The sequence below is a fragment of the Brevibacillus sp. 1238 genome (assembly GCF_029892995.1).
GTDB classification, from domain to species: domain Bacteria; phylum Bacillota; class Bacilli; order Brevibacillales; family Brevibacillaceae; genus Brevibacillus; species Brevibacillus parabrevis.
Window position 1 is genome coordinate 384,101 of the sequence record NZ_JARXWC010000002.1, and the last position, 25,933, is coordinate 410,033.

Below are 25,933 nucleotides of genomic sequence, written 5' to 3' on the forward strand. Positions count from 1 at the left end.
ACAAAAACCCCTTTTTGGGGTTTTTTCTTTTTTTCGTCAAAAACTCCCGCGAAATGGATAGGAATTTGGCGAACGATAGCGAAATGATGAACAACAGGTATGAAAGGGGGTACGATTCTGAATGGAAGATAAAGACTTTCTCCAATTTATTGCAAGCGTTAAAAAAATGACCGGAATTGATCTTGCCCTCTACAAGGAAGCACAGATGAAGCGGCGCCTGACTTCGTTGCGGCAAAAGCGGGGCTACGGCACGTTTGTCCAATATTTTGATGCGATTGCAAAGGACAAGGAGCTTTTTTACGAGTTTCTCGATCGGATGACGATTAACGTCTCCGAGTTTTTCCGCAACCCAGGTCGTTGGGAGGTGCTGGAGAACAAAATTTTGCCGCGGCTTGCCAAGCAATCGTCGCGTGTCAAGTGCTGGAGCGCGGCTTGCTCCACTGGCGAAGAACCGTACACGCTCTCCCTGATTTTGCTGCGCAAGCGTCTGGATGCTACCGTGTTGGCATCGGATATCGATGAGGGCGCTTTGTCCAAGGCAAAGCAAGGCGTGTACACAGACCGTTCCTTGCAAGATTGTCCGAAAGAGCTTGTGGACAAATACTTCGTCAAAGACACGCTCAGCTACCGGATTTCCGAAGAGGTGAAAAAGCGTGTCACGTTCAAAAAGCATAACTTGCTGGCGGATACGTTTGATACCCAGTTCGATTTGATCATTTGCCGCAATGTGATGATCTATTTTACAGAGGAAGCCAAGCACGAGCTGTACCACAAATTCAGCCGGGCGCTCAAACCGGGCGGCGTGCTGTTTGTCGGCAGCACGGAGCAAATCTTCCAGCCGCAGCAATACCAGCTGGAGACGGAAGACACATTCTTTTACCGAAAAATGGGATGATTCTCTATGGCCGTGTGTATAACTCTGCTCCTTTTTCCCAAGACTAGGAATACTTACTTTGCCAAGGGAGGCAGCAGATGGATAAGCACAAGGTCATCGAAGCATACCGTCGGGGTTTGATTACGTTGCAAGAATGCGGACAAATACTTGGGGCTGAAAAAACTCAGCTGGATGATTTGATACGTGTGGATCATTCCAGAAGGCCGCTGAGCCCCAATCCATTTTTGATGGTCGATCCTTTCTAGTCAGCGCCATCTGCAAGCGAAGCGCTTCTCCATTGGAGGGGCGTTTTTTCTTCAAGCGAAAGGTTTTCGCGTAGGATTGTACTTTTTGTGTTTCCAGAGCGAGACAGGTATGATATTATAGCGCTTAAAAGTGATAAAGGACAGCGACCCGAACCGGAAGGAACTGGGGACATGAGCTGCCTGGAGGATGGAGGAAGGAAGAGATGCGTTACTTGACAGCGGGGGAGTCCCACGGACCGCAGCTTACAGCGATCATCGAGGGAATCCCAAGCAACTTGCCGATTTCCATTGAGGCAATCAACGAACAGCTGGCGCGCCGCCAAAAAGGTCACGGGCGGGGCCGGAGAATGCAAATTGAAAAGGACCAGGTGAAAATTTTGTCTGGCGTGCGCCACGGGTATACGACAGGAGCGCCGATCACGCTGGTTGTTGAAAATAAGGATTGGACGCACTGGCAGACGATCATGAGTGCCGAGCCGGTAGAAGAGGGCGCAGAGGAAAAACGCCGCGTGTCTCGCCCGCGCCCAGGCCATGCTGATTTGAACGGTGCGATTAAATATCATCAACGGGATATGCGAAATATTCTGGAACGTTCCAGCGCCCGCGAAACAACTGTGCGTGTTGCTGTCGGCGCAGTAGCGCGTCAATTGCTCGCCGCTTTTGGCATCCAGATCGGCGGACAAGTGTTGCAGATCAATGATGTCGTGGCTAAACGCCAGGAAGTCAGCCTGGAAGAGCTGATCGCCCGCACGGAAGAATCACCTGTCCGTTGCCTGGACAAAGAAGCGGAGCCGCTTATGATGGCAGCGATCGACAAGGCCAAAGAAGACGGGGATTCCCTCGGCGGCGTGGTTGAAGTCATCGTGGAAGGCGTGCCGATCGGCTTGGGCAGCCACGTGCAATGGGACCGCAAGCTGGACGGACGACTCGCTCAGGCGATCATGAGCATTCAAGCCTTCAAAGGCGTGGAGATCGGAATCGGGTTTGAAGCTGCGGATTTGAAAGGCTCCCAAGTTCATGACGAGATCGTTTGGAACGAGGAAACAGGCTACAGTCGCAAAACAAACCGGGCAGGCGGACTGGAAGGCGGCATGACCACAGGCATGCCTGTCGTTGTCAGAGGCGTGATGAAGCCGATCCCGACGCTGTATAAGCCGCTGATGAGCGTCGATATCGACTCCAGAGAGCCGTTCTCGGCCAGCATCGAGCGCTCCGACAGCTGCGCGGTTCCGGCAGCGAGTGTCGTGGCAGAAGCTGTGGTTGCATGGGAAATCGCCCAAGCGATGTGCGAGAAATTCCCGAGTGATTCCATGGACGACATGATCGAAAACGTGCGTGAATACCGCGCATACACGGAGAAATTCTAATGGATACCAACAGACTGACAGTAGAGCTGGGAGAGCGTTCCTACGAGATTGTGATCGGTGATTCTCTATTGCAGCAGGTGCCTGGTTTGCTTGCGGAGGCGGGGGTTGTCTCCACAAGCAAACTCATGATTATAACAGATGAGCACGTGGCGGTTCGTTACTTAGAGCCGCTGCGTGATGCTCTGCGCGCTGCCGGATACAACGCGACAGCGAGCGTAGTGGAAGCGGGCGAGCAATCGAAAAGTCTTCCAGTCTATGAGCGGCTGATGACCGAAGCGATTCAAGCGGGATTGGATCGCCAATCTGCGATTCTCGCATTGGGCGGCGGAGTCGTGGGAGATTTGGCTGGCTTCGTGGCAGCTACGTTTATGCGCGGCATTCATTTTGTCCAGTTGCCGACTACTTTGCTTGCCCACGACAGCTCCGTCGGAGGGAAAGTGGCGATCAATCACCCGTTGGGGAAAAACTTGATCGGCGCTTTTCATCAGCCTCGCGTCGTGATCTATGACACAAAAGTGCTGCACACTTTGCCCAAGCGTGAAGTGGCTGCCGGCTTTGCCGAGGTAATCAAGCACGCCCTTATTTCCGATGCTTCCTTTGCAGATTGGCTGGAGGAGAACGCCGCAAGCCTGTGGGAGCTTGATTCAGAATTGTTAGGGAAAGCGATTGAAAAAGGCTGCGCAGTGAAGGCTGCGATTGTCTCTGCTGACGAGACGGAGCAGGGCCCGCGGGCGCTATTGAATTTGGGGCATACGTTCGGGCATGCGTTTGAAGCGTTGTCAGCTTACTCCACGCTGAATCACGGCGAAGCGATTTCAATCGGGATGTGTCTGGCTGCCAAACTAGCAGAGCGAATCGGTCTTGCGCCAAACGGTGTGTACGACCGCACGAAGCACTTGATTGGTTTGTACCATTTGCCTACGGCTTGGCCAAAAGGACTGCTGCCGCAAGATGTACTCGATGCGATGAAGCGGGACAAGAAGACCGTTGGCGGCAAGCTTGCCCTCGTATTGCCTAGCGCAATCGGGCAGGCGGAGATTGTGAAAAATGTAGACGAACAGCTCATCCTGACAGTAATGAGTGAAGAAGCGGGGGCTTTGTAATGGGGATGCGAGGAATTAGAGGCGCAGTCACGGTGGAAGCCGATACGCGAGACGAGATTGTCTCTTCCACCAAGTGGCTGCTGGAAGAAATGGTTACGCGCAATGAAGTGAATCCTGAAGAGATTGGCAGCATCATCATCACGACGACAGAGGATTTGTGTGCGACATTTCCCGCCCAGGCGGCACGTCTTCTTGAAGGGGAAGCGTGGCAGTATGTTCCCCTGATGTGCGCACGCGAAATTCCTGTACCAGGCAGCTTGCCGCTCTGTATACGTGTCATGATGCATGTCAACACAGAGAAATCGGCAAAAGAGATTCAACACGTCTTCTTGCGGGATGCTGTAAAGCTTCGACCTGATTTGACAAATCGCAGTTGACAATCAGGGCGCTCTCTTTTACCATAAGTGAAACGAGAGCGCCTCGTTTGTTCGTGAAGAGCCAATTCCGGCTGAGATGAGAATGAGTAGAGCAGAGTAGAGATGAGTTAGGTTGAGGAGAGAAGAGCAGGCTGGGTACATATTTATCTACCCGATCCAGTTCTTTTTGCTGGATTTTTTTGTATATTTTTTTCTCCCCCTACCTCTCGCTCTAGAAAGCGGGTGGTGAAAAGACGGGTGTCTTCGTCCTTTTCGCTCCCACTAAAAAGGAGATGAGAGTTCCATGTATTTTCCCTCCCTTGCCGAAGTCAAGACCCTTTCGGCGTCGTATTCCCTGATTCCTGTGAGCTTGAAACTTCTGGCTGATCAGGAGACTCCTATCCGTTTGTATCAGAAGATTCGCACCAGCGATTCGTTTTTGCTGGAAAGCGTAGAAGGCGGCGCGCGCTGGGCACGCTTTTCCTTCATCGGGATGAACCCTTTTCAGATCGTGGAAGCAAAAGGAGCAGACATCTCCGTTGTGTCGAGAAGCGGTGAGCGCAAAGCGATGACAGGCAACCCCGTCGACTTTTTGCGCGAGGAGACAGATCGCTTCAAAAGCCCCAAGCTGCCGGGCTTTCCCCGGCTTAGCGGCGGAGCGGTCGGCTTTTTTGGCTACAATACGCTGCGCTATTTTGAAAACCTCCCGGCCCATCGCAAGGAAGCGGTTCAAGCTCCTGACATGCGTTTTCTGTTCGTCGACGAGATGATCGCGTTCGATCACCTGAAACAAGAAATTCAGTTGATCGTGAATTTGCACGTCGAGCCAGGAGATTCGCCAGCCATTATTGACGAAAAATACAGGCTAGTCTGCGAACGGCTGGAGCAATTGGCGGAAAAAGTCACCGCTCCGTTGGAACAGGACAGCCGGATTCAAGTGGCAGTCGATTCGCCCAAACCGCTGCAGGTCGAGCCAAACATGAGCCGCGAGCAATACGAGCGCATGGTCGAACAGGCGAAAGAGTACATCGCCGCAGGAGACATTTTTCAGGTCGTGCTCTCCCAGCGCTTTTCCGTGAAGACCGATGTCGACCCGTTTGCCGTGTACCGGCTGCTGCGTACGCTGAATCCTTCTCCGTACATGTACTACCTCGAATACGCAGGCGAGACGGTGGTCGGAACATCTCCTGAGCTGCTCGTGCGGGTGGAGGATGAAAAAGTCGAGATGCGCCCGATTGCCGGGACGAGAAAAAGAGGCGCGACACCGCAAGAGGACGAGGAGCTGGCCGCAGACCTTTTGGCAGACAAAAAAGAGCGGGCCGAACATTACATGCTGCTCGATTTGGGCCGAAATGACGTCGGCAAAGTCTCCGCATACGGAAGCGTGCAAGTGGAGGAGGCGCTCGTCATCGAAAATTACTCGCATGTGATGCACATGGTATCGCATGTGACAGGCAAGCTGCGCGAGGGACTGCACGCGTTTGACGCCCTGTTGAGCGCCTTTCCTGCGGGAACTGTCTCAGGCTCGCCGAAGCTGCGGGCGATGGAAATTATAGCCGAGCTGGAACAGGATGAGCGCCATTTGTATGCGGGAGCGATCGGCTACATTTCCTTTGACGGCTCGCTCGACAGTTGCATTACGATTCGCACTTTGTTCTTCCAGGATGGATACGCGCATGTGCAGGCTGGCGCAGGCATCGTGGCGGATTCCATTCCGGCAAGCGAATATCAGGAAACGGTAAACAAGGCGGCCGCGATGATTTCGGCCCTGGAAAAAGCAGAACAGCTATTTGCGCGCAAGGAGGAATTGCTATGCTGACCTATGCACTGGAACAAATTTTGCAAGGAAGCGATTTGACACGAGCAATCGCTGAGGAAGCAATGGGAGAGATCATGGACGGCAAAGCGACTCCTGCCCAGATCGGCGCCTTTTTGGCCAGCATGCGGCTCAAGGGAGAGCAGGTTGAGGAAATTATCGGGTTTGCCCAGGCGATGCGGGCACGAGCGATGCGTTTTCCGATCGATCATCCCGGTTTGGTCGATACGTGCGGCACCGGAGGAGACGGCAGCAACACGTTCAACATCTCGACGGCGAGTGCGATTGTGGCGGCAAGCGACGGCGTGCGGATCGCCAAGCACGGCAATCGTGCCGTATCGAGCAAGAGCGGCAGTGCGGATGTGCTGGAAGCGCTGGGAGTCCCAGTCAACCTGTCGCCAAAAGAGGCTGCGGATTGCTTGCGTGCTACCAATCTGTGCTTCCTGTTTGCCCCGCTGTACCATCAGGCGATGAAGCATGCAGCCGGACCGCGCAAGGAGCTGGCTGTACGCACCGTGTTTAATTTGCTCGGCCCTCTGACCAACCCGGCAAACGCCAGTCACCAACTCATGGGCGTCTACGATGCGAAGCTGCTCCCGACGGTTGCGGCTGTACTGCGAGAGCTGCACGTAGAGCGGGCGCTGGTTGTGGCAGGCTCGGACGGACTCGATGAGCTGACCGTGACGGGAACGAGCCAGATCGCTGAACTGCGAGATGGCCAGATTCGCACGTACGAGATCGATCCCAAGCAGTTCGGATTGCGCCGACATGACAAAGAGGCGCTGCGCGGCGGGGATTCGAGCGAAAATGCCGAGATCATTCGCGATGTATTCGCTGGCAAGCGCGGTGCGGCACGCGACATCGTGCTGTTGAATGCAGGAGCGATCCTCTACTTGTCTGATCGCGTGCGTTCCATTGAGGCAGGAGTGATTCGGGCGGCAGAGCTGATCGACGACGGACTGGTCATGCGCAAGCTGGAGCACATCCGGCAAATTGCAGGAGGAATGATTCATGCTTCTTAACATTGTGGAAAAGAAACGCGGAGAAATTGCTCACCTGAAACAAGTGACGACGATCGCAAACTTGCTTGAGCAAGCGAAAAACCAGGATCGTCCGCGCGGCTTCCATCAAGCGCTTGTGCAAAGTTCCCGTCCAGTCAGCGTCATCGCAGAAGTGAAGAAGGCGTCTCCGTCCAAAGGGCTGATTCGCCCGGATTTTGATCCGCTGCAAATCGCGCAGGCGTATCAAGCTGCCGAAGCGGAATGCTTGTCCGTCTTGACCGACGAGACATTTTTCCAAGGAAGTTTGGCTTATTTGCAAGGCATCCGCGAAGTGGTAAACCGTCCGCTCCTGCGCAAAGATTTTCTCATCGAGGACATCCAGGTCGTGGAAGCGCGGGCAGCGGGCGCGGATTGCATTTTGCTCATCGCGGCGATTCTCGATCACGAGCAACTGCGGCATTTGTATCAAACCGCAGAAGAGCTGGGGATGGACGTACTTGTCGAAGTGCATGACAAGCCGGAATGCGACCGCGTATTCCGGGCGATCGAACCGAAGCTGCTCGGAATCAACAACCGGAATTTGCGCACATTCGAGACGAATCTCGCTGTGACAGACGAACTGATTGGCGGACTGCCTGCTTCGTTGACAGTCGTGAGCGAAAGCGGCATTTCCAAAGCGGAGGATGTCGAGAAGGTAAGGAGAGCAGGTGCGCGCGCCGTTTTGGTGGGAGAGCATTTCATGCGTCAGCCAGACGTAGCGCAAGCGGTGATCGAGCTGGTTGGAGCGAAAGCGGGGGTGAGTTTGTGACCCGATTAAAAATTTGCGGGATCAAACGCCCGGAAACGCTTGCGCTTTTGAAAGAGCTGGATGTCGACTACGTGGGCCTGGTTTTTGCCTCGAGCAAGCGCAGGATCGACGCACGGACGGCTGGAGAGCTGCTTGCAGCCGTCCCGGCTCATCCGCCAGCGGTAGGCGTGTTCGTCAACCCGACGCTGGACGAGTTGGCGGAGGTGTTGCAGGAAGTGCCGCTCGCTGCCGTGCAGCTGCACGGGCAGGAGACGCCGGAATTTTGCCGTCAAGTGCGGGACCGTTTTTCCGTGGAAGTGTGGAAAGCGCTGGCTGTCGGCGGCGAAGAGGATGCAGCCCGGGCGATTGGAGCGTATCAAGGGATCGTAAGCGCCTTTTTGTTCGATACGTATGACCCTGCCCAAGCCGGGGGAACCGGGAAAAAGTTTTCGTGGGAGCAGATTCCTCTGTTGAAGGCTGCGTGCCAAGCGGCTGATTGCATCATCGCGGGCGGCATTCACGCCGAAAATGTCGGAGAGCTGCTCGAAACGTATCAGGCCCCTGTGATCGATGTGTCCAGCGGAGTGGAAACGGATGGAGAGAAAGACGGAGAAAAGATAAAAAAACTGGTGGAGAGGGTGAAGGCGCATGCCAAGCAATACACAGACAACCGCGCGGGTCGTGCCTGACGAAAATGGACGTTTTGGAGCGTTTGGAGGGAAATTCGTCCCGGAAACGTTGATGAACGCTTTGTACGAGCTGGAGACTGCTTTTGAGGAAGCGCGACGTGATCCACAGTTCGTAGCAGAGCTGAATGAGCTGCTGAGCAAATACGCTGGGCGTCCTACGCCGTTGACGTACGCTGAACGGTTGACGCAAGAGCTTGGCGGGGCGCAAATCTACCTCAAGCGCGAAGACCTCAACCATACCGGGGCGCACAAACTGAACAACGCGCTCGGTCAAGCCCTTTTGGCAAAACGGATGGGCAAAAAATCGATTATCGCGGAAACAGGAGCGGGCCAGCACGGTGTCGCGAGCGCTACCGTAGCAGCGAAGCTGGGGCTTTCCTGCAAAGTATTCATGGGCGAGGAAGACATTCGCCGTCAGTCGCTGAACGTGTTTCGCATGAACTTGCTCGGAGCGGAAGTCATTCCGGCGGTATCAGGTTCGCGCACACTCAAAGACGCGACGAATGAAGCGATTCGCCACTGGGTTTCTCACGTAGAGGAAACGTTTTACGTCATCGGATCGGTCGTCGGCCCGCATCCTTATCCGTACATGGTCCGCGAGTTCCAGAAAATCATCGGAGAGGAAACCCGGCGTCAAGTGTTGGAACAGCTCGGCAAATTGCCTGACGAAGTGGTCGCGTGCGTAGGAGGCGGAAGCAATGCGATCGGCATGTTCTATCCGTTCATCCAGGATGAGTCTGTTGCGCTGCGCGGCGTGGAAGCGGCGGGAAAAGGAATCGATACGGACAAACACGCGGCAACCTTGACGCTTGGACGTCCAGGAGTGATTCACGGCTCGCTTACCTACTTGCTGCAAGATGAGCATGGACAGGTGCAAGAAGCGCATTCCATCTCCGCCGGGCTGGATTATCCGGGTGTCGGTCCCGAGCATGCGTATTTGAAAGATACGGACAGAGTGACGTATACGTCTGTCACAGATGCGGAGGCGCTGGCGGCAGTCGAGCTTTTGTGCCGGACGGAAGGCATCATCCCCGCGCTGGAGAGCGCTCATGCGATTGCGGAAGTGATCAAGCGCGCTCCGCAAATGTCTCCTGAGCAAGTGCTGGTCATTTGCCTGTCGGGGCGCGGAGACAAAGACGTGCTGACCATTCAGGAAGCGTTGGCAGAACGGACAGAAGGAGGCGAGGCGTAATGACGGCAGCTACCAATCGAATCGACCGTTTGTTTGCGGATCGCAGTCGCAAGCGTTTTATCCCGTTCATTACGGTGGGCGATCCAACTATCGAAGCGACTTTTCAGCTTGTGACCGCCATGGCGGAGGCCGGAGCCGATGTGATCGAGCTGGGCATACCTTACTCTGACCCGCTGGCAGACGGCCCTACCATTCAGCGAGCTTCCCAGCGCGCACTGGAAAACGGCGTGTCGATTGCAGACGCTTTGCAACTGGTGAGCCGTTTGCGCCAGTCGAAAGTAGAAGCGGGCATCGTGTTGTTCTCCTACTTCAACCCGGTGCTGCAATATGGAGTCGAGCGGTTTTTTGCGGAAATGGCGGCACACGGGGCAGATGGCGTCGTCATTCCCGATTTGCCGATTGAAGAAAACGGCCCTTGCGTTGCGGCGGCGAAGCAAAACGGCCTTCATGTCATTTCGCTGGTCGCGCCGACTTCCGAAGCGCGCATCCAAACGATTGGCGAACAGGCGACAGGCTTTTTGTATTGCGTCTCGTCGCTCGGCGTGACAGGGGCGAGGACGGATTTGCGCGAGGATCTGGCAGACTTTTTGCAACGGGTGAAGGCGAGTACGAGTGCGCCGACTGCTGTCGGATTCGGCATTTCTACACCAGAGCAGGTGCGGGCCGTGGCTCCTCATGCGGACGGGGTAATCGTGGGCAGTGCGATTGTGCAGCAGATTGAAAACTACGAGAACGAACTGAAAGATCCGGCACGAATGCCAGATGCTGTTGAAAAAATAAAAACGTTTGTACATCAGTTGGCGAGTGCGCTACAATAGTGGGAAAAATGTGACTGGAGTGAACGTGGATGCAACCGAAGCAACGCATACTCAATGCCCCGGTATATCAGCCAGGGAAACCCATTGAAGACGTCAAACGGGAGTTTGGTTTGACAGAAGTGATCAAGCTGGCGTCCAACGAGAATCCTTATGGCTGCTCGCCAAAGGCAAAGGCAGCTATTGCGGAACAACTGGACAATCTCGCTCTTTATCCGGACGGCGCAAGCCTCAACCTGCGCTGGGACTTGGCAGATGCCCTCGGTGTGAAGCCTAGTCAACTGATCTTCGGAAATGGTTCCGATGAAATCTTGTTGATGATCTCTCGCGCTTTCCTGAGCGAAGGCACGAACACCGTCATGGCTACGCCGACGTTCTCCCAATATCGCTCCAATGCGATTATCGAAGGGGCAGAGCTGATCGAGGTTCCGCTCAAGGATGGCGTGCACGATCTGGAAGCGATGGCGGCTGCCATCAACGAGCAGACGAAAGTCGTCTGGGTATGTAATCCGAACAACCCTTCCGGCACGATCGTTACGGCGACAGAGCTGGAAGCGTTCCTGCAAAAAGTGCCGAGCAGCGTTCTCGTCGTCATGGATGAGGCTTATTACGAGTATGTCGTTGATTCCGCGTATCCGCAAACCGTTCCGATGCTGTCCCAGTATCCGAACCTGATCATTTTGCGCACGTTCTCCAAGATTTACGGCTTGGCAACGCTGCGCATCGGCTACGGCATCGCCTCCGAAGAGCTTGTGTCCGCTCTGGAGCACGTCCGCGAGCCGTTCAATACCGGAGCGCTTGGTCAGGTGGCAGCACGCGCGGCCCTGCACGATCAGGAGTTTGTCATCTCTTGCCGCGACCGCAACCGCGAAGGCTTGAAGCAATTGACTGACGCATTCGACGATTGGGGACTTTCCTACTTCCCGACGCAAACCAACTTCATTTTGGTAGACCTGAAAATGGATTCCGATGAAGTATTCAAAAAGCTCTTGATGAACGGAATCATCGTTCGCTCGGGCAATGCGCTCGGCTTCCCTGGATATCAACGGATTACAGTGGGAACAAAAGAACAGAACGAAAAGATTTTGTCTGTGCTAAAAGAAATCGTAACTGGCGCATTGAAATAACGGACACGAGATGCCGGGCGTTCCCCGGCATCTTTGTCTACGCGCATATGAGGAAGGACAGGAAGTGGAGATGAAAAAAGTAACCATCACTGTAATCGGTGTCGGATTGATTGGCGGTTCGATCGCTTTGTCCATGCGACGTGACCCCAATATCCGTGTTGTCGGTTACGATGTACGACAAGAACCATTAGATAAAGCGTTGACACTTGGAGTGATTCACGCTGGAACGACTGATTTGCAAACGGCTGTCCGCGAAGCCAATGTCATTTTCCTCGCAGCCCCCGTCGAGCAAATCGTAGCTACACTGCGCTTGTTGCAAGACATGGAGCTGCAACCAGACGTCATCGTCACAGACGTGGGGAGCACCAAGTCAGGCATTGTCAGACAGGCGGTAGAAGTCATTCCGCCGCATGTGACGTTTATCGGCGGGCATCCGATGGCCGGATCGCACAAATCAGGCGTGGAGGCGGCTTCGGACAGACTGTTGGAAAATGCCTACTACGTTTTGACGCCAGCCCCTGGCACGGCAGCAGAAAAAGTGGAGCGTCTAACCGAGCTTCTCTCCCTCACGCGGGCAAAAGTAGTACAGATGGACGCGGATTCCCACGATCAGGTAGTGGGAGCAGTCAGCCATTTCCCGCATGTCCTGGCATCTGCTCTGGTCAACCTGGTCGCCGGATACGACGAAGAGAACGCGTGGCATGCGCGTCTGGCCGCAGGCGGCTTCCGTGACATTACCCGCATTGCTTCGAGCAATCCGCGCATGTGGCGCGACGTATTGCTGCAAAACCGCGAGCATATTGTGAAGATCGCCAAAGACTGGGCAAAAGCTTTGGAAGATGTCGTCGAGCTTGTGGAAGAAGGCGACCCGGATGGAATCGAGCGGTTCTTCCAGACAGCCCGCGACTTCCGCGACGGTTTGCCTGAGCGCAAAACAGGAGCTTTGCCGCCTTTGAACGATTTGTATATCGACATTCCTGACCATCCAGGGGAGATCGGGCGCATTACAACGCTGCTCGGTGCGAAGCAAATCAACATCACCAACCTGCAAATCAGGGAGACGCGTGAAGATATATACGGTGCGCTGCGCATCACCTTCCATTCCCAGGAGGAGATGGAAAAGGGGGAGGAACTTCTCCGCTTTTTCGATTACAATGTATACAGGCGTACATGAGCCTGGTCGCGCAAACACGCTTTACAACGAAGACGCTTCACAGTATGACTAACGGGTGAAGAGAAAAAGGGGAGTGGCACTGTGCTTCGAGTTCGTCCAGCAAAGAAAATAGCAGGAACCGTACGTGTTCCGGGAGATAAATCCATTTCGCACCGTGCGGTCATGTTCGGAGCCTTGGCAGAAGGCGTTACGACGATCGAAGGCTTCCTGCCTGGCGCGGATTGCCTCAGTACGATCAGTTGCTTCCGCCGCATGGGCATCGAGATCGAGCAGCAGGGTGACAAAGTAACGGTACAAGGCAAAGGCTGGTACGGCTTGCAAGAGCCGATGCAGCATCTGGATGTAGGCAACTCCGGTACCACGATTCGCCTGATGTCCGGCATTTTGGCGACACAGCCGTTTCATACGGTCATGGAAGGCGACGAGTCGATTGCCAAAAGACCGATGCGCCGTGTCATCGGACCGCTGCGCCAGATGGGGGCAAAAATTGACGGCAGAAAAGACGGGGAGTTTACCCCTTTGTCCATTCGCGGCGGCAAGCTGCAAAGCATGGCGTACCAGTCTCCGGTCGCGAGCGCGCAAGTCAAATCGGCGATTTTGCTCGCCGGCTTGCAAGCAGAAGGCGTGACCAGCGTAACCGAACCGCACTTGTCCCGTGACCATACGGAGCGGATGATGCAAGCGTTTGGCGTTTCTGTCGTTCGCGATGGGCTGACGGTGTCTGTAGAGGGCGGCCAAAAGCTGACCGGACGAGCTATTTCCGTCCCGGGCGACATTTCCTCTGCGGCCTTTTTGATCGCGGCGGTCATGGTAGTGCCAGGCAGTTCGCTTTTGATTGAAAATGTCGGGATCAACCCGAGCCGTACAGGCATCATCGACGTGGTGAAAGCGATGGGCGGAAGCCTGGAGCTGCAAAACGAGCGAATTGTCAACGAAGAGCCGGTCGCCGACCTGCTCGTGACCCATTCGCAGCTGCACGGGATCGAAATCAGCGGGGATATCATTCCGCGACTGATTGACGAGATTCCGGTCATTGCCGTCATGGCTACGCAGGCAATCGGACAGACGGTCATTCGTGATGCAGAAGAACTGAAAGTAAAAGAAACCGACCGGATCGCTACGGTCGTGAGCCAGCTGTCCAAATTCGGAGGCCGGGTCACGCCGACGGACGACGGAATGATCATCGAAGGACAGACAGCCTTGACAGGGGCGGTGATCGACAGCATGGGCGATCACCGTATCGGCATGGCGATGGCGATTGCTGGCCTTGCTGCGACAGGAGAGACGGGGATTGAGAACGAGGAAGCGATCGATGTATCGTTCCCGGGCTTTGAAGAACTGCTGAAAAACATCAGCCAATAAGGGAACCGGAGAGAGAGCCTGTTGTTGACGAGACAGCAGGCTCCTTTCTATATGAGCAATGGGGCCTAGAAGAGGAGGAACTGCTCTGACGTTTTTTAGCAAAAATGATTTGACAAGCGCTTACATTCCGTTTATTATAAAAATACAGTATGGTTTCTCTCCACTCCTATCCAATATTATAAAAGCACACATGTGCTACCGCCGTTTGAATGCGCTTACAATCAACGGCGGTCTTTTTTTTTGTGAAAAACGTCTCGACGTTTTTCATGAAACGGGATGTCACCGCTTGCGGTCAACAAAACGGCCATGGCCGTTTTGCATTTTTTCCCTTTTCCGCGCATATGCTCGTACAAATCGCAGTGCGATGCGAGGGTCGGGAGGGGACAAGCATGTCGGAGCAAGGAATGGTCATTCGAGGGGGAGCCGTTGTTACTGCATACGGAATCAAGGAAGCGGATTTGTGGGTGCACGAAGGAAAGATCGTCCGCATCGCCAAAGACACCTTGCCCAAGACGACAGGCGAGACTGCTTTTGCCGAAGTAGACGCGTCCGATATGTATCTTTTGCCTGGCTTTGTCGCACTGCCGACACAATCTTTATATAAAATAAAAGATAGGCACACATACATAGAAGTGATGCAGGGATTTGTCAGGAGCGGCTGCACCAGTTTCGCCGATGTGTTTTTGCACGAAAGCTGGATGAGCAAGCCGCAGATGGAATACCAGCAAACTCGCCATTTCAACAGTCCGCTGGATTACGTCTGGCATGTCGGGATCGGGGCTGACCAGCTACAGGCGAAAACGGTGGCGAGATACGGTGAACATGGCTTGGCGGCCTTTCACGTATCGGTTCGCAGCCCAGAAGAAATTTCCACAATAAAATGGGAAACGCTTTTGCAACTTCATACGTCTAAACAAACGATTCTGCATTTGCACATACAAAATGATGCGTCCGTAAAAAAAGAACAGCGTGATCAAATTCGGCAGCTTTGGCTGGACGCTACTAAATACTGGAAGGTGCGTACCGTCATCGCTGATCCGTCAGTGGCCTTTGAAACAAGAGAACACGATCCGTTTTTGCACATTTTTCGTTTGCCAACAGAAGTGACAGACCGGGCCATTCGCCACATGCACCAGCACTTTTACGACAGTTGGCAAGTCGCTGCTCCCCTTCACGATGTTCGCATTGATTATCGCCGGAGATGGTATTCGCCGGAAAGGTTGCTTTGTCTACTCGTCAGACTTGCTTCGACAAACGTTGCCAAGGCAGTCGGGCTTTATCCGCAAAAAGGGAGCTTGACACCAGGGGCAGACGCTGATATTGTCTTCCTGAAAAAGGAAAACTGGTTGACAAAGTATGATCTTTCCACTATTCTCAATTTTAGCGAAATGCATCTTCCAACATCTGTTATGTCGAACGGTAAATGGTTGTATCGAAACGCGCAGTTTAGCTCGTCTGTTGGGATGGGCAGACGCCTTTTCGACACAAAGCCCTACGCATATGTCATTTAACCCCAAAAATGGGGGTTTTTTCGTGAAGGATTCCCGCAGTCTGACGAGAAAAAGAATCGTAAGGTCGCGCAACTTTTTACATCCCCAGCAGTCTAATGTTACAAAGGCCGCTGAGGGATCGGAATCGCAAGGAGGTAATCCTGATCATGACCGATTCCCAGCTTATCCGAGAAATTAAAGAAGGTAATCTGGAATGCTATGCTGAACTGATTCGTCGATATGAAAAAAAGATCCTCTCATTTGTCACTCATCTTTTGCGTCAGGCACATCTGGAGCATATTGCTGAGGATATTTGTCAGGAGACGTTTTACAAGGCGTATAAGAGCATTCATTCTTTCCGTGATGTAGAAGCAACCTTCTCTACTTGGCTCTATACGATTGCCCGTAACTCTGTACTCAGCGAATTGCGCAAAAGCCGCAACTCCGACGTGTATCTCGATGATACACTGCAAGTGCCGATGGCATCTCCCAAAACTTTGCCCGAGCAGGTTTTGTTGCGCAACGAGCGGGAGAGCATGGTCAGACTGGCTATTAACAACTTGCCGGAGAAGCAGCGCTCAGCCTTGATTTTGCGAGAGTACGAACAAATGGATTACACAGAGATCGCCACGATTCTCGATTTGACCGTCAGCTCCGTGAAATCCTTGCTGTTTCGGGCACGCCAAAGTATAAAAGGCCAGCTGGAAACCTACATCCTGGACCCTCAATTGGATGAAGCTGAAGGGATGAATCGATGATGAAATGTGAAGAAGTTCAGGAAATTCTGCCTGAATACGCCGAAAATCTGTTGTCAGAGGTGACGCAACGCCGTGTTGATCACCATATGGCATCGTGTTATGCCTGTCGTGCCGACTATGAAATCTGGTCGGACAGCGGGGAGTGGATGGAAATGGACAAGGAAGAGTACCATTCCGTTACGCCTTCCCGTTCCATTGTTGATGCTGTCATGGCCCGGATTTTGTCCGAGGAGCAATGGGCGATCCCGATTGGCAGAAAAATTTTCAGTGTAACAGCCAGAATGAGACGCATGGGAGCAAGTGTAGCCGTTTTGTTGCTATTGTTGTTTACTTTTACTTTATATGTCAATTCCACTTCGACCGAGCAAGCCAATTCCCTCGTGATCAACGGGGAAGTGATGGCGATGAACACGCCAAAAGCGCAAGTCATCTCCTCTTCCATGCAGACAGACGATGGTACATACGTGGTAGAAGCACAGCCGCTCACTTCGCAAAGTGATGCACTGGCTAGTGCGACCGCCTCGATCGTTCCGCTGGATGGAAAACCGGCAGCAACGGATTCAGCGAAGCCAAACTACCCGATTGTGCTCAGTGTGTTCGGGATTTTGATGACCGTATTGACAATGAGCTGGCTTACACGTGCATAATGGTATATGATCAAGAGAAATGAAAAGACCGTCTTAGGACGGTCTTTTGTGGCTATTCATCCAGAATACGGCCTAAGCATAATACATATGAGGTGAGCACGATGCCAAAAAAATGGCTGTATGTCATAGATGAGGCAATTAAGCGAATTGAGAACGACGAAGTGGAACTGGGTTTGACAGCCTTGCAAAAAGTGCAGGAGCACGGGGCTGACTTGCCTGATGTCATGATGTATTTGGCGGAAGTGTGGTACCGTCTGGGCCATTTGGACGTGGCAGGCAAACTGTTGTCGGAGGTTCTGGAAAACAATCCGCAGCTAGACCCTTCCTTGCGCAGAGAGTGCCAATTGCTGCTTGCCGAAATCGCGCTTGATTCCAGTGATTTTGAAACGGCGCAGCATTTGCTCTACGAGTGCAAAGAATCGGGCTATGACAGCATTCAACTCGATTTGCTATTGGCAGATTTGTACGCGCTGCAAGATTTGGACGAGGTGGCTGTCAAATATTTGGAGCAGGCCAGACAAAAAGAGCCTGACAACCAGGATATTTTAGCTGCGCTCGGCAACCTGTATTTCCGCATCGGGGAAGATGAAGTCGCGATGCAGCTTCTGGAGCAGGCGGGCAGTGAAAGTCTGGAGCTGCTCTTGACCAAAGGACGCTCGTTGGCGCAAAACGGGCAGTTCGAGCAGGCGTATCAAGTATTCCGCCAGGCGCTTGTGCTCGATCGCTCGCCGGAAGTGCTGTATGGAGCGACACTGATGGCTTTCCACGTGGGACGACTGGAGGAAGCGGTGGAGCTGGTAACCACGCTGCAAGCCATTGACGAAGAGTACGTGGCTTCGTACCCGCTGGCGGCAGACATTTACTTGTCGCTGGGCAAAACCGAGCAAGCTATCGACGCCTTGAAGCAATACGTGACGCTGTCCGGCTTTGACCTCGATCAAATTCGCCGACTGATTGCGCTGTTGACGCAAGCGGGACGATACGACGAAGCGAAAGAATACCAGCAATTGCACGATCAGTGGGATCACGAAACAGAAGAAGAGTAAGCAAAAAAAGCTTCAGCGCATAAAAAAATCGACGAACAGGAAGTCACTCATGTGGCTTCCTGTTTATTTTTCCGCTTATTGGCAAGAATGAGGGATACAAGAAAGCCATCGCAAAGAAGGGATGCACAGATGAACTTGGCTGAGATCTTGGTCTACACCGATATCCGGCAGCTCCATCAGATTGCCAACCACTACGGATGCGAATGCAACCCTCATTCCAAAAACGAATTGATCACTTCTCTCTTGTCCAGTCTGCGTCATCGGTTGACAATCTCTCAGGAAGTAGCGCAGTTGTCTCAAGCCGAAATACACTTTTTGCTGCAGCTTTTGCTCGACAAGCGAACCGTCATGTCGCTGGAGGATTTGCTCGCCAAAGCGGGCGTGGCTCTTTTGGCAGCAAAAGAAAAAAAGCAGGATTCGGCAAGGCAATTTGTCGCGGCGGCGATGAAAAGAGGCTGGATATTTCCTGCCAAAAGCAAAACGGTCGGGCAGTATCAAATTCCGTTGGACATCCGAGAACCTTTCATACAAGCCTGGCTCGATCAGTGGCGCGAGGAGAACGATCTGGTGATCCCGGGGCCGCAGGCGTACAGGGACGAAGGAACGGCTCTTTGCGACGATATCATGCAATTTTTACAATTCCTTCAGCAGGAGCCTGTACCGCTTACGGCTGAGGGAGGCATGTACAAACGGCATCAGCAGCAGTTGTTTCAATTTTTGTACGTGAAGGAAGAGCCGCTTTTGCCGCAAAAATGGCGCTTTGGATACGGGCTGCACTTCGATGTATACCCGGATCGCTTCTCTTTGCTTTACGACTTCTGCTACTACAACAAATGGATGGAGGAGGCGGAGGGGAGAGTAGGCATTACCGAGGCGGGACGGGAGCGGTTGGAACAGCCGTATTCCGATCAGCTTTACCATGATGTGATCCGCTTCTGGATGCGATTGTACAAGCGGGCGATCCCGAATTTGCCGATGCTTGTCCAGTTGATTCCGCTCATCGCCTCTGGCGGCTGGGTGCGGCAGGAATCGCTGCTGCATACGCTGGTTCCCTGGATCAAAGAGTTCTACTACGATGCACCCGCAGATATTTTGATCAATCGAGTCTGCAAAATGATGGTGCATCTCGGATTGCTTCGAGTCGGCCAAGACGAGCATGAACAGTGGTTGTACACTGCCACCTATGCGAGCCAGACTTGGCTTCGAAAATACAACGGCTTTACGGAAACGACTATTTTATTGAAGTGAGGGATGGGTATGGAGTGGCCAAATTTCTATTCCAACGCGTACGGAACGAACAATCAAATGGTGTCCGGGTTGCTGTCCGAGATGGTAATCGACGAGCAAATGCGGCAGTACCGCAAGCGGACGCTGTACCAGGAAATTGACGAGGCGTTGGCTACCAAAAACAAAGAGCTGTTCATCCGCCTGACGGGCGAATTGAAAGAGATCATGGCTTACGAAAAGGCGTAGCTGCCTTGGCCGGAAGCTGTGTTGCGAGACTTTGCCGATTCATGGTACGCTAGTTTCCAGAATCTACACGAGAAGAGGAGACGGCGTTATGCAATGGAATGTAAACGAATTTGAAAATTGGGAGGAGCTGCGACCCTATGTGGATACCGCGCTGCTCCCTCTTTATTTGTACAAGGACGGTATCGGGGTAGAAGAACACGTGCTGCGCATGAACTATTTGCTGAATATAGCGGCAGGCATCGAACAGCGGCTCAAGGGGCGAGTTCTTCTGTTTCCGCTCAGCTATCAGTTTGCAGAAGCGAGTCAAGGCCAGAAGACGCCGCGAGACTTCGCTTTTTCAGTCGGATTGCATTTTTCGCAGGACAAAATTCGCTTGGACGAGCAGGGGCAGGAAGGCTGTCTCATGCTTCCGGTCGGAGAAGAAGATCTGGACTCAGCCTTGCGTTTTGAAGTGACTGTGGATGTTTTGGTCCAGGAAATTATTCGTCTGTGGCAGCGAAAGACGGCGCAATAGAGAAAGCGTTTTCCGGTAATACTACAGGAAAACGGGAGGGACAAGGAGCAAATTTTGACAAAATGGCAACAATCTATCAGCAGGCAGGGGTTGGCTTCTACCATGCCCGCTGGACATTCTTGACATCTTTATAGGCGTTAGCTATGATTGGGATTGACCTAGTGTATATGTATGAAAACGCCATCGTAGCGCTATTTTACAGGATAAGGAGGGAAAAAAGAGATGGGAGACAAACGCGAAATTTCCAGACGTACTTTTTTGAACTACGCTCTGATGGGAACTGGCGGGTTCCTTGCTGCGGGTATGATCACCCCGATGATTCGCTTTGCGGTTGACCCTTTACTGCAGGGACATGCAGGTGGAGATAAAGTAGCAGTTGGTTCTCCAGATGAATTCAGCGCAGTACCTAAGCGCGTTGAATTTAAGGTACATACCAAGGACGGTTGGTATGAATCCGAATCTACGTTGTCTGCATGGGTAACCAAAAACGACAAGGGTGAGATCCTTGCTCTGTCCCCAATCTGTAAGCACTTGGGCTGTACCGTTGACTGGAATACCAGTCCGGAACATCCAGATCAGTATTTCTGTCCATGCCACTTGGGCCGTTACACGATCAACGGTGAACACATCTTGGGTACACCGCCGACAGCATCTCTTGATGAGTACGAAACAGAAGTAAAAGACGGCAAGCTTTATTTGGGTAAGGTAAAGGCAAATCCTCGTCCGGGGGTGAACGGCTAAGATGTTACAAAAAATGTATGATTGGGTCGATGAGCGCCTGAATATCACTCCGATGTGGCGCGACTTGGCCGACCACGAAGTACCTGAGCACGTGAACCCGGCACACCATTTCTCTGCTTTCGTTTACTGCTTTGGGGGCCTAACGTTCTTTATTACGGTTATTCAAATCTTGTCTGGTATGTTTTTGACGATGTACTATGTACCAGACATTATCAACGCCTACGAGTCTGTTAAATACCTCCAGAACGAAGTTGCATTCGGGGTAATCGTACGCGGTATGCATCACTGGGGCGCGAGCTTGGTCATCGTGATGATGTTCCTACATACTTTGCGTGTTTTCTTTACAGGTGCATACAAAAAGCCTCGCGAGCTGAACTGGGTTGTGGGCATGCTGATCTTCTTCGTCATGCTGGGCCTCGGTTTCACAGGCTACCTCTTGCCATGGGACAACACCGCATACTTTGCGACAAAAGTAGGTTTGGAGATTGCAAACTCCGTTCCGCTCATCGGTCCGTATGTAAAAATGTTGCTCACAGGTGGAGACATCGTAGGTGCGCAAACGCTTTCTCGCTTCTTCGCGATTCACGTATTCTTCCTGCCAGGCGCATTGCTCGGCCTGTTGGGCGCTCACTTTGTTATGATCCGTTCGCAAGGTATCTCGGGTCCACTATAATGGGTCTTCGATAAAAAGGAGGAAATAGCATGGCAAAACAAGATAAAGATGCTACCTTCGTCGGAGATTCCCGAGTATCGGCGAAGCGTATCCCTAATATTTCTCCATCTTACTCCGACTTTCCGGGAAAAAATGAGCCGTTCTGGCCGAACTTCCTGCTGAAAGAGTGGATGGTGGCAGCTGTTTGCTTGGTCGGCTTCCTCGTGCTGACGGTTTCTCATCCATCGCCGCTGACTGACAAGGCAAACCCGAATGATACGTCATTCGTTCCGTTGCCAGACTGGTACTTCCTGTTCCTGTACCAAATGCTGAAATACCCTTGGGCTGCGGGAGATTGGGTAGTCCTCGGTACGATCATTATTCCGGGTATCGCCTTTGGCGGACTGATGCTTGCTCCTTGGCTGGATACCAGCAAAGAGCGCCGTCCTTCCAAGCGTCCGGTAGCAACTGGTTTGATGCTGACAGCTCTGGTAGGCGTTTTCTACCTTACGTGGGCTGCGGATCACGAGCACTCCCTGAGCCATCCATCCAGCAAGGATTCTGGTGGCGCTGGCCATGGCTCCAACGCAACGGCTCCGGCACCTGCTGACACCAGCTTTACAGCAGATGCTGTATGGAAAGCTCAAACAAGCTGCATGGGTTGCCACGGCAAAAACATGGAGGGCGGCATGGGTCCAAACCTCCAGAAGATCGGTGAAAAATACGATGCAACGCAGATTGCCGATATCATCAAAAATGGTAAGCCACCTGCAATGCCAGGCGGCATGATCAAGGATGATGCGGAAATCACGAAGTTGGCCGAGTACATGGCAACCTTGAAATAAGCTAATAGAGAAAAAGCTGGCTGACGATGCGGTCAGCTTTTTCTTTAGCGGCGTACACAGCGGGAGACGATAAACATGATCTGGATATGGGAGTGGTTCAAGCATTCTTTGGGGAAAAGATGGTTTCTATGGACGCTGTTTATCGTAAACCTGCTGGGAACTATATACGGATTCATCTGGTATAAAAACCAGCTGGCAGAAACGCCAGCGTACTTGACTCCTTTTGTCCCAGACAGCCCAACAGGTAGTGGCCTTTTTACTTTGGTCATCCTTACCTATTTGTTGGGTCGCCACATCCCGGTACTGGAAGCACTGGCAGGCATCACGAATTTCAAGTATGGTGTATGGGCCGTTTGCATTATCTTGGCGGGTTGGATGATGGGGAATGAAGTACGCTGGACAGATGTGATGTTAATTATTTCACATGCTGGAATGGCGGCTGAATCGGTGCTGTATGCACGCTTTTACAAATTGAGCATCCTGCCAGTGGGGATCGCTGCGCTGTGGACTTTAAACAACGACTTTTTGGATTACGTGATGGATATCCACCCATGGCTGCCAAGTGTGCTTGACCCGTACGATGGTTTCGTCGGGCTGTTTACTGTGCTTCTCAGCCTGATATCCATATCGGTTATTTGGATTGCAAACAGCAAGCACACGATAAACAAGGTCTAATCTTGTCCTCCTTTCCATAGGCTGTACTAGGGGAAGGAGGTTTTTTGCGTTGAAGAAAAACATCCGGTTTTTACTGTTCTTTTTGGCGATCGGATTGTTTTTGTCCTGGCCGATACACAGTTTGTACTCCAAGCTGAATCAACCGATCGAAGCACAGCAATTAGTGGCTCTGGATCAGATTGCCAATGATTTTTTGAATTACGCAAAAAAAGGGGATATTGAAGGCGCACAAGAGCGGATTGTGCAACTGGCGGAGAAGTTCCCGAACCAGCATTTGACGTCTCCGCTCAAAATCGAGAGCCTGAACGCGGTAACGCAGTCGATTTTGGCGGCGAAAAAAAGCTTTTCTTCGGCCAACGTGAGCGAGCAGCAGCTGTTGTGGCATGCCACGCAAGTTCGGGTAGCGATTGATGCTTTGACGCATGAACATCAACCAATGTGGCGCAGCTATTATCCCTCTCTTGTCACCCAAGTGCAAAACTTGCAGCAATCTGCGGTAGAGCGTAATTTCACCCAATTTCGCGAGCAGTTCGACGAGAATTATCGGCTGTTTTTGGCGATCAAACCGGGCATGAGCATCCAGCTGCCGGAGGAGCAATTGGCTTCGATTTCCTCGGCTTACGATGTCATTTCCAAAGAGATGAGAAACGCGCAAATGGACTGGCAGCTCATCAGGGAAGCTTTGCGCGATTTGAACGGTTCCATCCAGACGGCATTTGTCGGCGAGGAGAAGAGCACCTTTGCCCGCCTGATGATGCGGCCTGATTCGCCCATGACGATGCTGCTCTCGATTGCGATTGCGCTCGTTGCCGCTTTGGCTTATGTGGCGTGGAAAAAGTACGATGGCGAAATTCGCTCCACCTGAAAATGGAAGGAAGCGTACACAAAAAACCTTGCCCTTATGCTCAGGCAAGGTTTTGTTGCGTTTGAAGCTTTAATCATGCAGCGGCTTTTTATTCTCATCAAGCGTAAAGCCTTCGCCCAGCACCTCGTGCACGTCATTGACGATCACGAAAGCGTGCGGATCAATCTCTTGCACGATGTTTTTAAAGCGCATGACTTCGTTGCGGCTGACGACGACGTAAATCACTTTCTTTTCTTCCCCGGAGTAGGCTCCTTTACCCGCCAGAAGCGTTACGCCACGGCCGAGATCGAGAATTTGCTTCGAGATTTGCTCGGCGTGATTGGAAATGATGGTTAGCGCTTTTCCGGCGTAAGCCCCATCCTGGAAAAAGTCGATGACGCGCGCTGCGATAAATACGACGACGAGCGTGTACATCGCGCTCTCCAGGTTCAAGTAGATGAGCGATGCGCCGATGACGAGGATGTCGCCGAAAAACAGCGTTCTACCCATGCTGACACCCATGTATTTTTGCAGCAAGCGGGCGATGATGTCTACTCCGCCAGTCGTTCCGCCATAGCGGAAAATAATGCCCAAACCGACGCCGACAGCTACACCAGCGTACAGGGAAGCGAGCAGTCGATCTTTCATCACGAGCGGCATGACGCCGTCAAAGACGGAGAGAAAGACGGAAAGGGCGACCGTTCCTAAAATCGTGTAGAAAAAAGACGTGCGGCCGAGAATTTTCCAACCTAACAAAAACAGCGGTACGTTCAAGACGAAGAAGACAATCCCTTGATCTACGACCGGGAACAATAGCTTGATCAAAATGCTAATCCCCGTGATACCGCCCTCGGCAAGATGGTTGGGGATGTTAAAGGCGTTAATGCCGAATCCCATGATGGCAGAACCGATAATGATGGCGATGATGCTCTTTAAACGGATGTTCATAGTGTCCTCCTGTTTTGCCGGAGCCGAAATGGATGCTTTTTTGTCCGACATGTTGTGCAGTTGTGCGAGCGAAAACCTTGATGCCTGAGGGTCATACGAAAGCCATTATAAATGACCGATTATTTGATTGTCCATATGTTGGAAGAGGAAGTATTGAGATTTGGCAAACGCAGCCTTTTTGTGTACGATAGGTGAAAGAGAGAAGGATGAAAACAACAAAGGAGTGGGCGAATGGAACGGCAAAAAACAATGCAAGAAATCCAGCAGGAAGTGGACCAATACATATCGCAATTCAAGGAAGGGTACTTTTCACCGCTGTCCATGCTGGCTCGCATGACGGAAGAAGTCGGGGAACTGGCACGGGAGATCAATCATTTTTACGGCGAAAAGCCCAAAAAGAAAGACGAAGGCGAGAAAACGGTCGAAGAAGAACTGGGCGACGTCCTGTTTATTGTGATCTGCTTCGCCAACTCGCTTGGCATTGATTTGCAGGAAGCGTTTGATCGTATTATGCACAAATTCAACACACGCGATAAAGATCGCTGGACAAGAATTGAGGAGAACGATCCGCATGAATAAACAAATACGCGTAGCGGTGGCGGGCGCCAACGGACGCATGGGACAGGAAGTTGTCAAAATGCTGGCGCAGGACGACCAGATGATCTATACCGGCAATCTGGATACGCGCCTTGACGCGGAACAAATTGCCAAACAAATGGAAGAAATGCAGCCTGACGTGCTTGTCGATTTTACGACACCGCATAGCGTGTACAAAAACATGGAGCTGTGTTTGGCACACGGCGTTCGACCTGTGATCGGGACGACCGGGTTGACTCCCGAGCAGTTGCAGGAAATGACCGATCGCTACAAAGAAGCGGGTCTGGGGGCGATCATTGCTCCGAATTTTGCGATTGGGGCCATTCTTTGCATGAAATTTTCCGCGATGGCAGCGAAGTACATGCCGCATGTGGAGATCATCGAGCTGCACCACGACCGCAAGCTGGATGCGCCAAGCGGCACAGCACTAAAGACGGCGGAAATGATCGCTGCTGTGCGCCAGGAGCTGAAGCAGGGACACCCGGAAGAAGTGGAGACGATTCCGGGTGCGCGGGGAGCCGAGTACGAAGGTTTCCGCATTCACAGCGTCCGCTTGCCGGGAATGGTTGCTCACCAGGAAGTGCTGTTCGGTGCGACCGGGCAAACGTTGTCGATTCGCCACGATTCCATCAATCGCGAGTCGTTTATGCCAGGCGTCAACTTGGCGATCAAAGCTGTGATGAGCATGTACGGTTTGATTTACGGGCTGGAACATTTGATTGATTAAACGTTTGATTAAAAAAGCGATCTCTATCGAGACATAAGGGAGAGTTT

29 protein-coding genes are annotated in these 25,933 nt (G+C 52.5%); 28 read left to right on the forward strand and 1 reads right to left on the reverse strand.

Translation table 11 applies throughout. The features are described 5' to 3' along the window. Positions 1-121 precede the first annotated feature (121 nt). From M2298_RS05750 to M2298_RS05875, 26 genes are all read left to right on the forward strand, one after another. Positions 122-895 (forward strand): CheR family methyltransferase, encoded by a 774-nt coding sequence (locus M2298_RS05750; RefSeq protein ID WP_122963578.1) that lies wholly within the window; start codon positions 122-124, stop codon positions 893-895. A gap of 77 nt (positions 896-972) precedes the next feature. After that, positions 973-1,140 (forward strand): hypothetical protein, encoded by a 168-nt coding sequence (locus M2298_RS05755; RefSeq protein ID WP_007785434.1) that lies wholly within the window; start codon positions 973-975, stop codon positions 1,138-1,140. 203 nt (positions 1,141-1,343) lie between these two features. Beyond that, positions 1,344-2,507, forward strand: coding sequence for a chorismate synthase (gene aroC / locus M2298_RS05760; RefSeq protein WP_122963577.1), 1,164 nt, complete (start codon positions 1,344-1,346; stop codon positions 2,505-2,507). Continuing rightward, positions 2,507-3,610 (forward strand): 3-dehydroquinate synthase, encoded by a 1,104-nt coding sequence (gene aroB, locus M2298_RS05765; RefSeq protein ID WP_173595811.1) that lies wholly within the window; start codon positions 2,507-2,509, stop codon positions 3,608-3,610. The genes aroC and aroB overlap by 1 nt, the downstream gene beginning before the upstream one ends. Further along, positions 3,610-3,987 (forward strand): chorismate mutase, encoded by a 378-nt coding sequence (aroH, locus tag M2298_RS05770; protein ID WP_122963575.1) that lies wholly within the window; start codon positions 3,610-3,612, stop codon positions 3,985-3,987. Before aroB ends, aroH begins: the two co-directional genes overlap by 1 nt. A gap of 283 nt (positions 3,988-4,270) precedes the next feature. Then, positions 4,271-5,785 carry an anthranilate synthase component I gene (trpE, locus tag M2298_RS05775; protein ID WP_122963574.1) on the forward strand — a complete coding sequence of 505 codons (1,515 nt, stop codon included), beginning with the start codon at positions 4,271-4,273 and terminating at the stop codon, positions 5,783-5,785. Then, entirely contained in the window at positions 5,779-6,804 is a 1,026-nt protein-coding gene (gene trpD, locus M2298_RS05780; RefSeq protein ID WP_122963573.1) for an anthranilate phosphoribosyltransferase, read from the forward strand. Before trpE ends, trpD begins: the two co-directional genes overlap by 7 nt. Further along, positions 6,794-7,591, forward strand: coding sequence for an indole-3-glycerol phosphate synthase TrpC (trpC, locus tag M2298_RS05785; protein WP_122963572.1), 798 nt, complete (start codon positions 6,794-6,796; stop codon positions 7,589-7,591). The genes trpD and trpC overlap by 11 nt, the downstream gene beginning before the upstream one ends. After that, a complete protein-coding gene (locus M2298_RS05790) occupies positions 7,588-8,259 on the forward strand; it encodes a phosphoribosylanthranilate isomerase (RefSeq protein WP_280648306.1) in 672 nt (223 codons plus the stop codon). The genes trpC and M2298_RS05790 overlap by 4 nt, the downstream gene beginning before the upstream one ends. Continuing rightward, positions 8,219-9,451 carry a tryptophan synthase subunit beta gene (gene trpB / locus M2298_RS05795; protein WP_122963570.1) on the forward strand — a complete coding sequence of 411 codons (1,233 nt, stop codon included), beginning with the start codon at positions 8,219-8,221 and terminating at the stop codon, positions 9,449-9,451. The genes M2298_RS05790 and trpB overlap by 41 nt, the downstream gene beginning before the upstream one ends. After that, entirely contained in the window at positions 9,451-10,269 is an 819-nt protein-coding gene (gene trpA, locus M2298_RS05800; protein ID WP_122963569.1) for a tryptophan synthase subunit alpha, read from the forward strand. Before trpB ends, trpA begins: the two co-directional genes overlap by 1 nt. Before the next feature lie 29 nt (positions 10,270-10,298). Beyond that, the gene (hisC, locus tag M2298_RS05805) at positions 10,299-11,393 is read left to right on the forward strand and encodes a histidinol-phosphate transaminase (RefSeq protein ID WP_122963568.1); all 1,095 of its coding nucleotides are present in this window, start codon (positions 10,299-10,301) and stop codon (positions 11,391-11,393) included. A 70-nt stretch (positions 11,394-11,463) separates the two neighbouring features. Continuing rightward, complete coding sequence (locus M2298_RS05810; protein WP_122963657.1) at positions 11,464-12,567, forward strand: prephenate dehydrogenase; 1,104 nt, start codon at positions 11,464-11,466, stop codon at positions 12,565-12,567. A gap of 81 nt (positions 12,568-12,648) precedes the next feature. Next, complete coding sequence (gene aroA, locus M2298_RS05815; protein WP_173598799.1) at positions 12,649-13,929, forward strand: 3-phosphoshikimate 1-carboxyvinyltransferase; 1,281 nt, start codon at positions 12,649-12,651, stop codon at positions 13,927-13,929. Between the two features lie 389 nt (positions 13,930-14,318). Continuing rightward, positions 14,319-15,440: an amidohydrolase family protein gene (locus M2298_RS05820; RefSeq protein ID WP_122963656.1), complete on the forward strand. Its 1,122-nt coding sequence runs from the start codon at positions 14,319-14,321 to the stop codon at positions 15,438-15,440. Positions 15,441-15,586: 146 nt separating this feature from the next. Next, positions 15,587-16,177 (forward strand): RNA polymerase sigma factor, encoded by a 591-nt coding sequence (locus M2298_RS05825; RefSeq protein ID WP_063226965.1) that lies wholly within the window; start codon positions 15,587-15,589, stop codon positions 16,175-16,177. Beyond that, a complete protein-coding gene (locus M2298_RS05830) occupies positions 16,174-16,824 on the forward strand; it encodes a zf-HC2 domain-containing protein (RefSeq protein WP_122963566.1) in 651 nt (216 codons plus the stop codon). The genes M2298_RS05825 and M2298_RS05830 overlap by 4 nt, the downstream gene beginning before the upstream one ends. 101 nt (positions 16,825-16,925) lie before the next feature. Further along, a complete protein-coding gene (locus tag M2298_RS05835; RefSeq protein ID WP_122963565.1) occupies positions 16,926-17,870 on the forward strand; it encodes a tetratricopeptide repeat protein in 945 nt (314 codons plus the stop codon). Positions 17,871-17,999: 129 nt separating this feature from the next. After that, the gene (locus tag M2298_RS05840; protein WP_122963564.1) at positions 18,000-19,118 is read left to right on the forward strand and encodes a hypothetical protein; all 1,119 of its coding nucleotides are present in this window, start codon (positions 18,000-18,002) and stop codon (positions 19,116-19,118) included. Between the two features lie 9 nt (positions 19,119-19,127). Further along, entirely contained in the window at positions 19,128-19,343 is a 216-nt protein-coding gene (locus M2298_RS05845) for an IDEAL domain-containing protein (RefSeq protein ID WP_063226969.1), read from the forward strand. Positions 19,344-19,431: 88 nt separating this feature from the next. Beyond that, positions 19,432-19,857: a DUF2487 family protein gene (locus M2298_RS05850; RefSeq protein WP_173595817.1), complete on the forward strand. Its 426-nt coding sequence runs from the start codon at positions 19,432-19,434 to the stop codon at positions 19,855-19,857. A 222-nt stretch (positions 19,858-20,079) separates the two neighbouring features. Then, complete coding sequence (locus M2298_RS05855; protein WP_063226971.1) at positions 20,080-20,598, forward strand: Rieske (2Fe-2S) protein; 519 nt, start codon at positions 20,080-20,082, stop codon at positions 20,596-20,598. 1 nt (position 20,599) lies between these two features. Then, positions 20,600-21,271 carry a menaquinol-cytochrome c reductase cytochrome b subunit gene (gene qcrB / locus M2298_RS05860; protein WP_049740092.1) on the forward strand — a complete coding sequence of 224 codons (672 nt, stop codon included), beginning with the start codon at positions 20,600-20,602 and terminating at the stop codon, positions 21,269-21,271. 29 nt (positions 21,272-21,300) lie between these two features. Next, positions 21,301-22,095 carry a menaquinol-cytochrome c reductase cytochrome b/c subunit gene (locus tag M2298_RS05865; RefSeq protein WP_122963562.1) on the forward strand — a complete coding sequence of 265 codons (795 nt, stop codon included), beginning with the start codon at positions 21,301-21,303 and terminating at the stop codon, positions 22,093-22,095. 75 nt (positions 22,096-22,170) lie between these two features. Next, positions 22,171-22,770 (forward strand): DUF1405 domain-containing protein, encoded by a 600-nt coding sequence (locus M2298_RS05870; protein WP_217021773.1) that lies wholly within the window; start codon positions 22,171-22,173, stop codon positions 22,768-22,770. A 49-nt stretch (positions 22,771-22,819) separates the two neighbouring features. Further along, positions 22,820-23,635: a sporulation protein YpjB gene (locus M2298_RS05875; protein WP_122963561.1), complete on the forward strand. Its 816-nt coding sequence runs from the start codon at positions 22,820-22,822 to the stop codon at positions 23,633-23,635. Between the two features lie 69 nt (positions 23,636-23,704). Here M2298_RS05875 and M2298_RS05880 read toward each other — a convergent pair whose 3' ends face one another. Beyond that, positions 23,705-24,562, reverse strand: a complete 858-nt coding sequence (locus tag M2298_RS05880; RefSeq protein WP_063226975.1) for a YitT family protein — start codon at positions 24,560-24,562, stop codon at positions 23,705-23,707. Positions 24,563-24,793: 231 nt separating this feature from the next. On the opposite strand from M2298_RS05880, the gene M2298_RS05885 reads away from it, so the two are divergent. Together M2298_RS05885 and dapB are read left to right on the forward strand one after the other, a co-directional pair. After that, positions 24,794-25,141 carry a nucleotide pyrophosphohydrolase gene (locus tag M2298_RS05885; protein WP_122963560.1) on the forward strand — a complete coding sequence of 116 codons (348 nt, stop codon included), beginning with the start codon at positions 24,794-24,796 and terminating at the stop codon, positions 25,139-25,141. Next, on the forward strand, positions 25,134-25,886 hold the full coding sequence (dapB, locus tag M2298_RS05890; RefSeq protein ID WP_122963559.1) for a 4-hydroxy-tetrahydrodipicolinate reductase: 753 nt from the start codon (positions 25,134-25,136) through the stop codon (positions 25,884-25,886). The genes M2298_RS05885 and dapB overlap by 8 nt, the downstream gene beginning before the upstream one ends. Positions 25,887-25,933 lie beyond the last annotated feature (47 nt).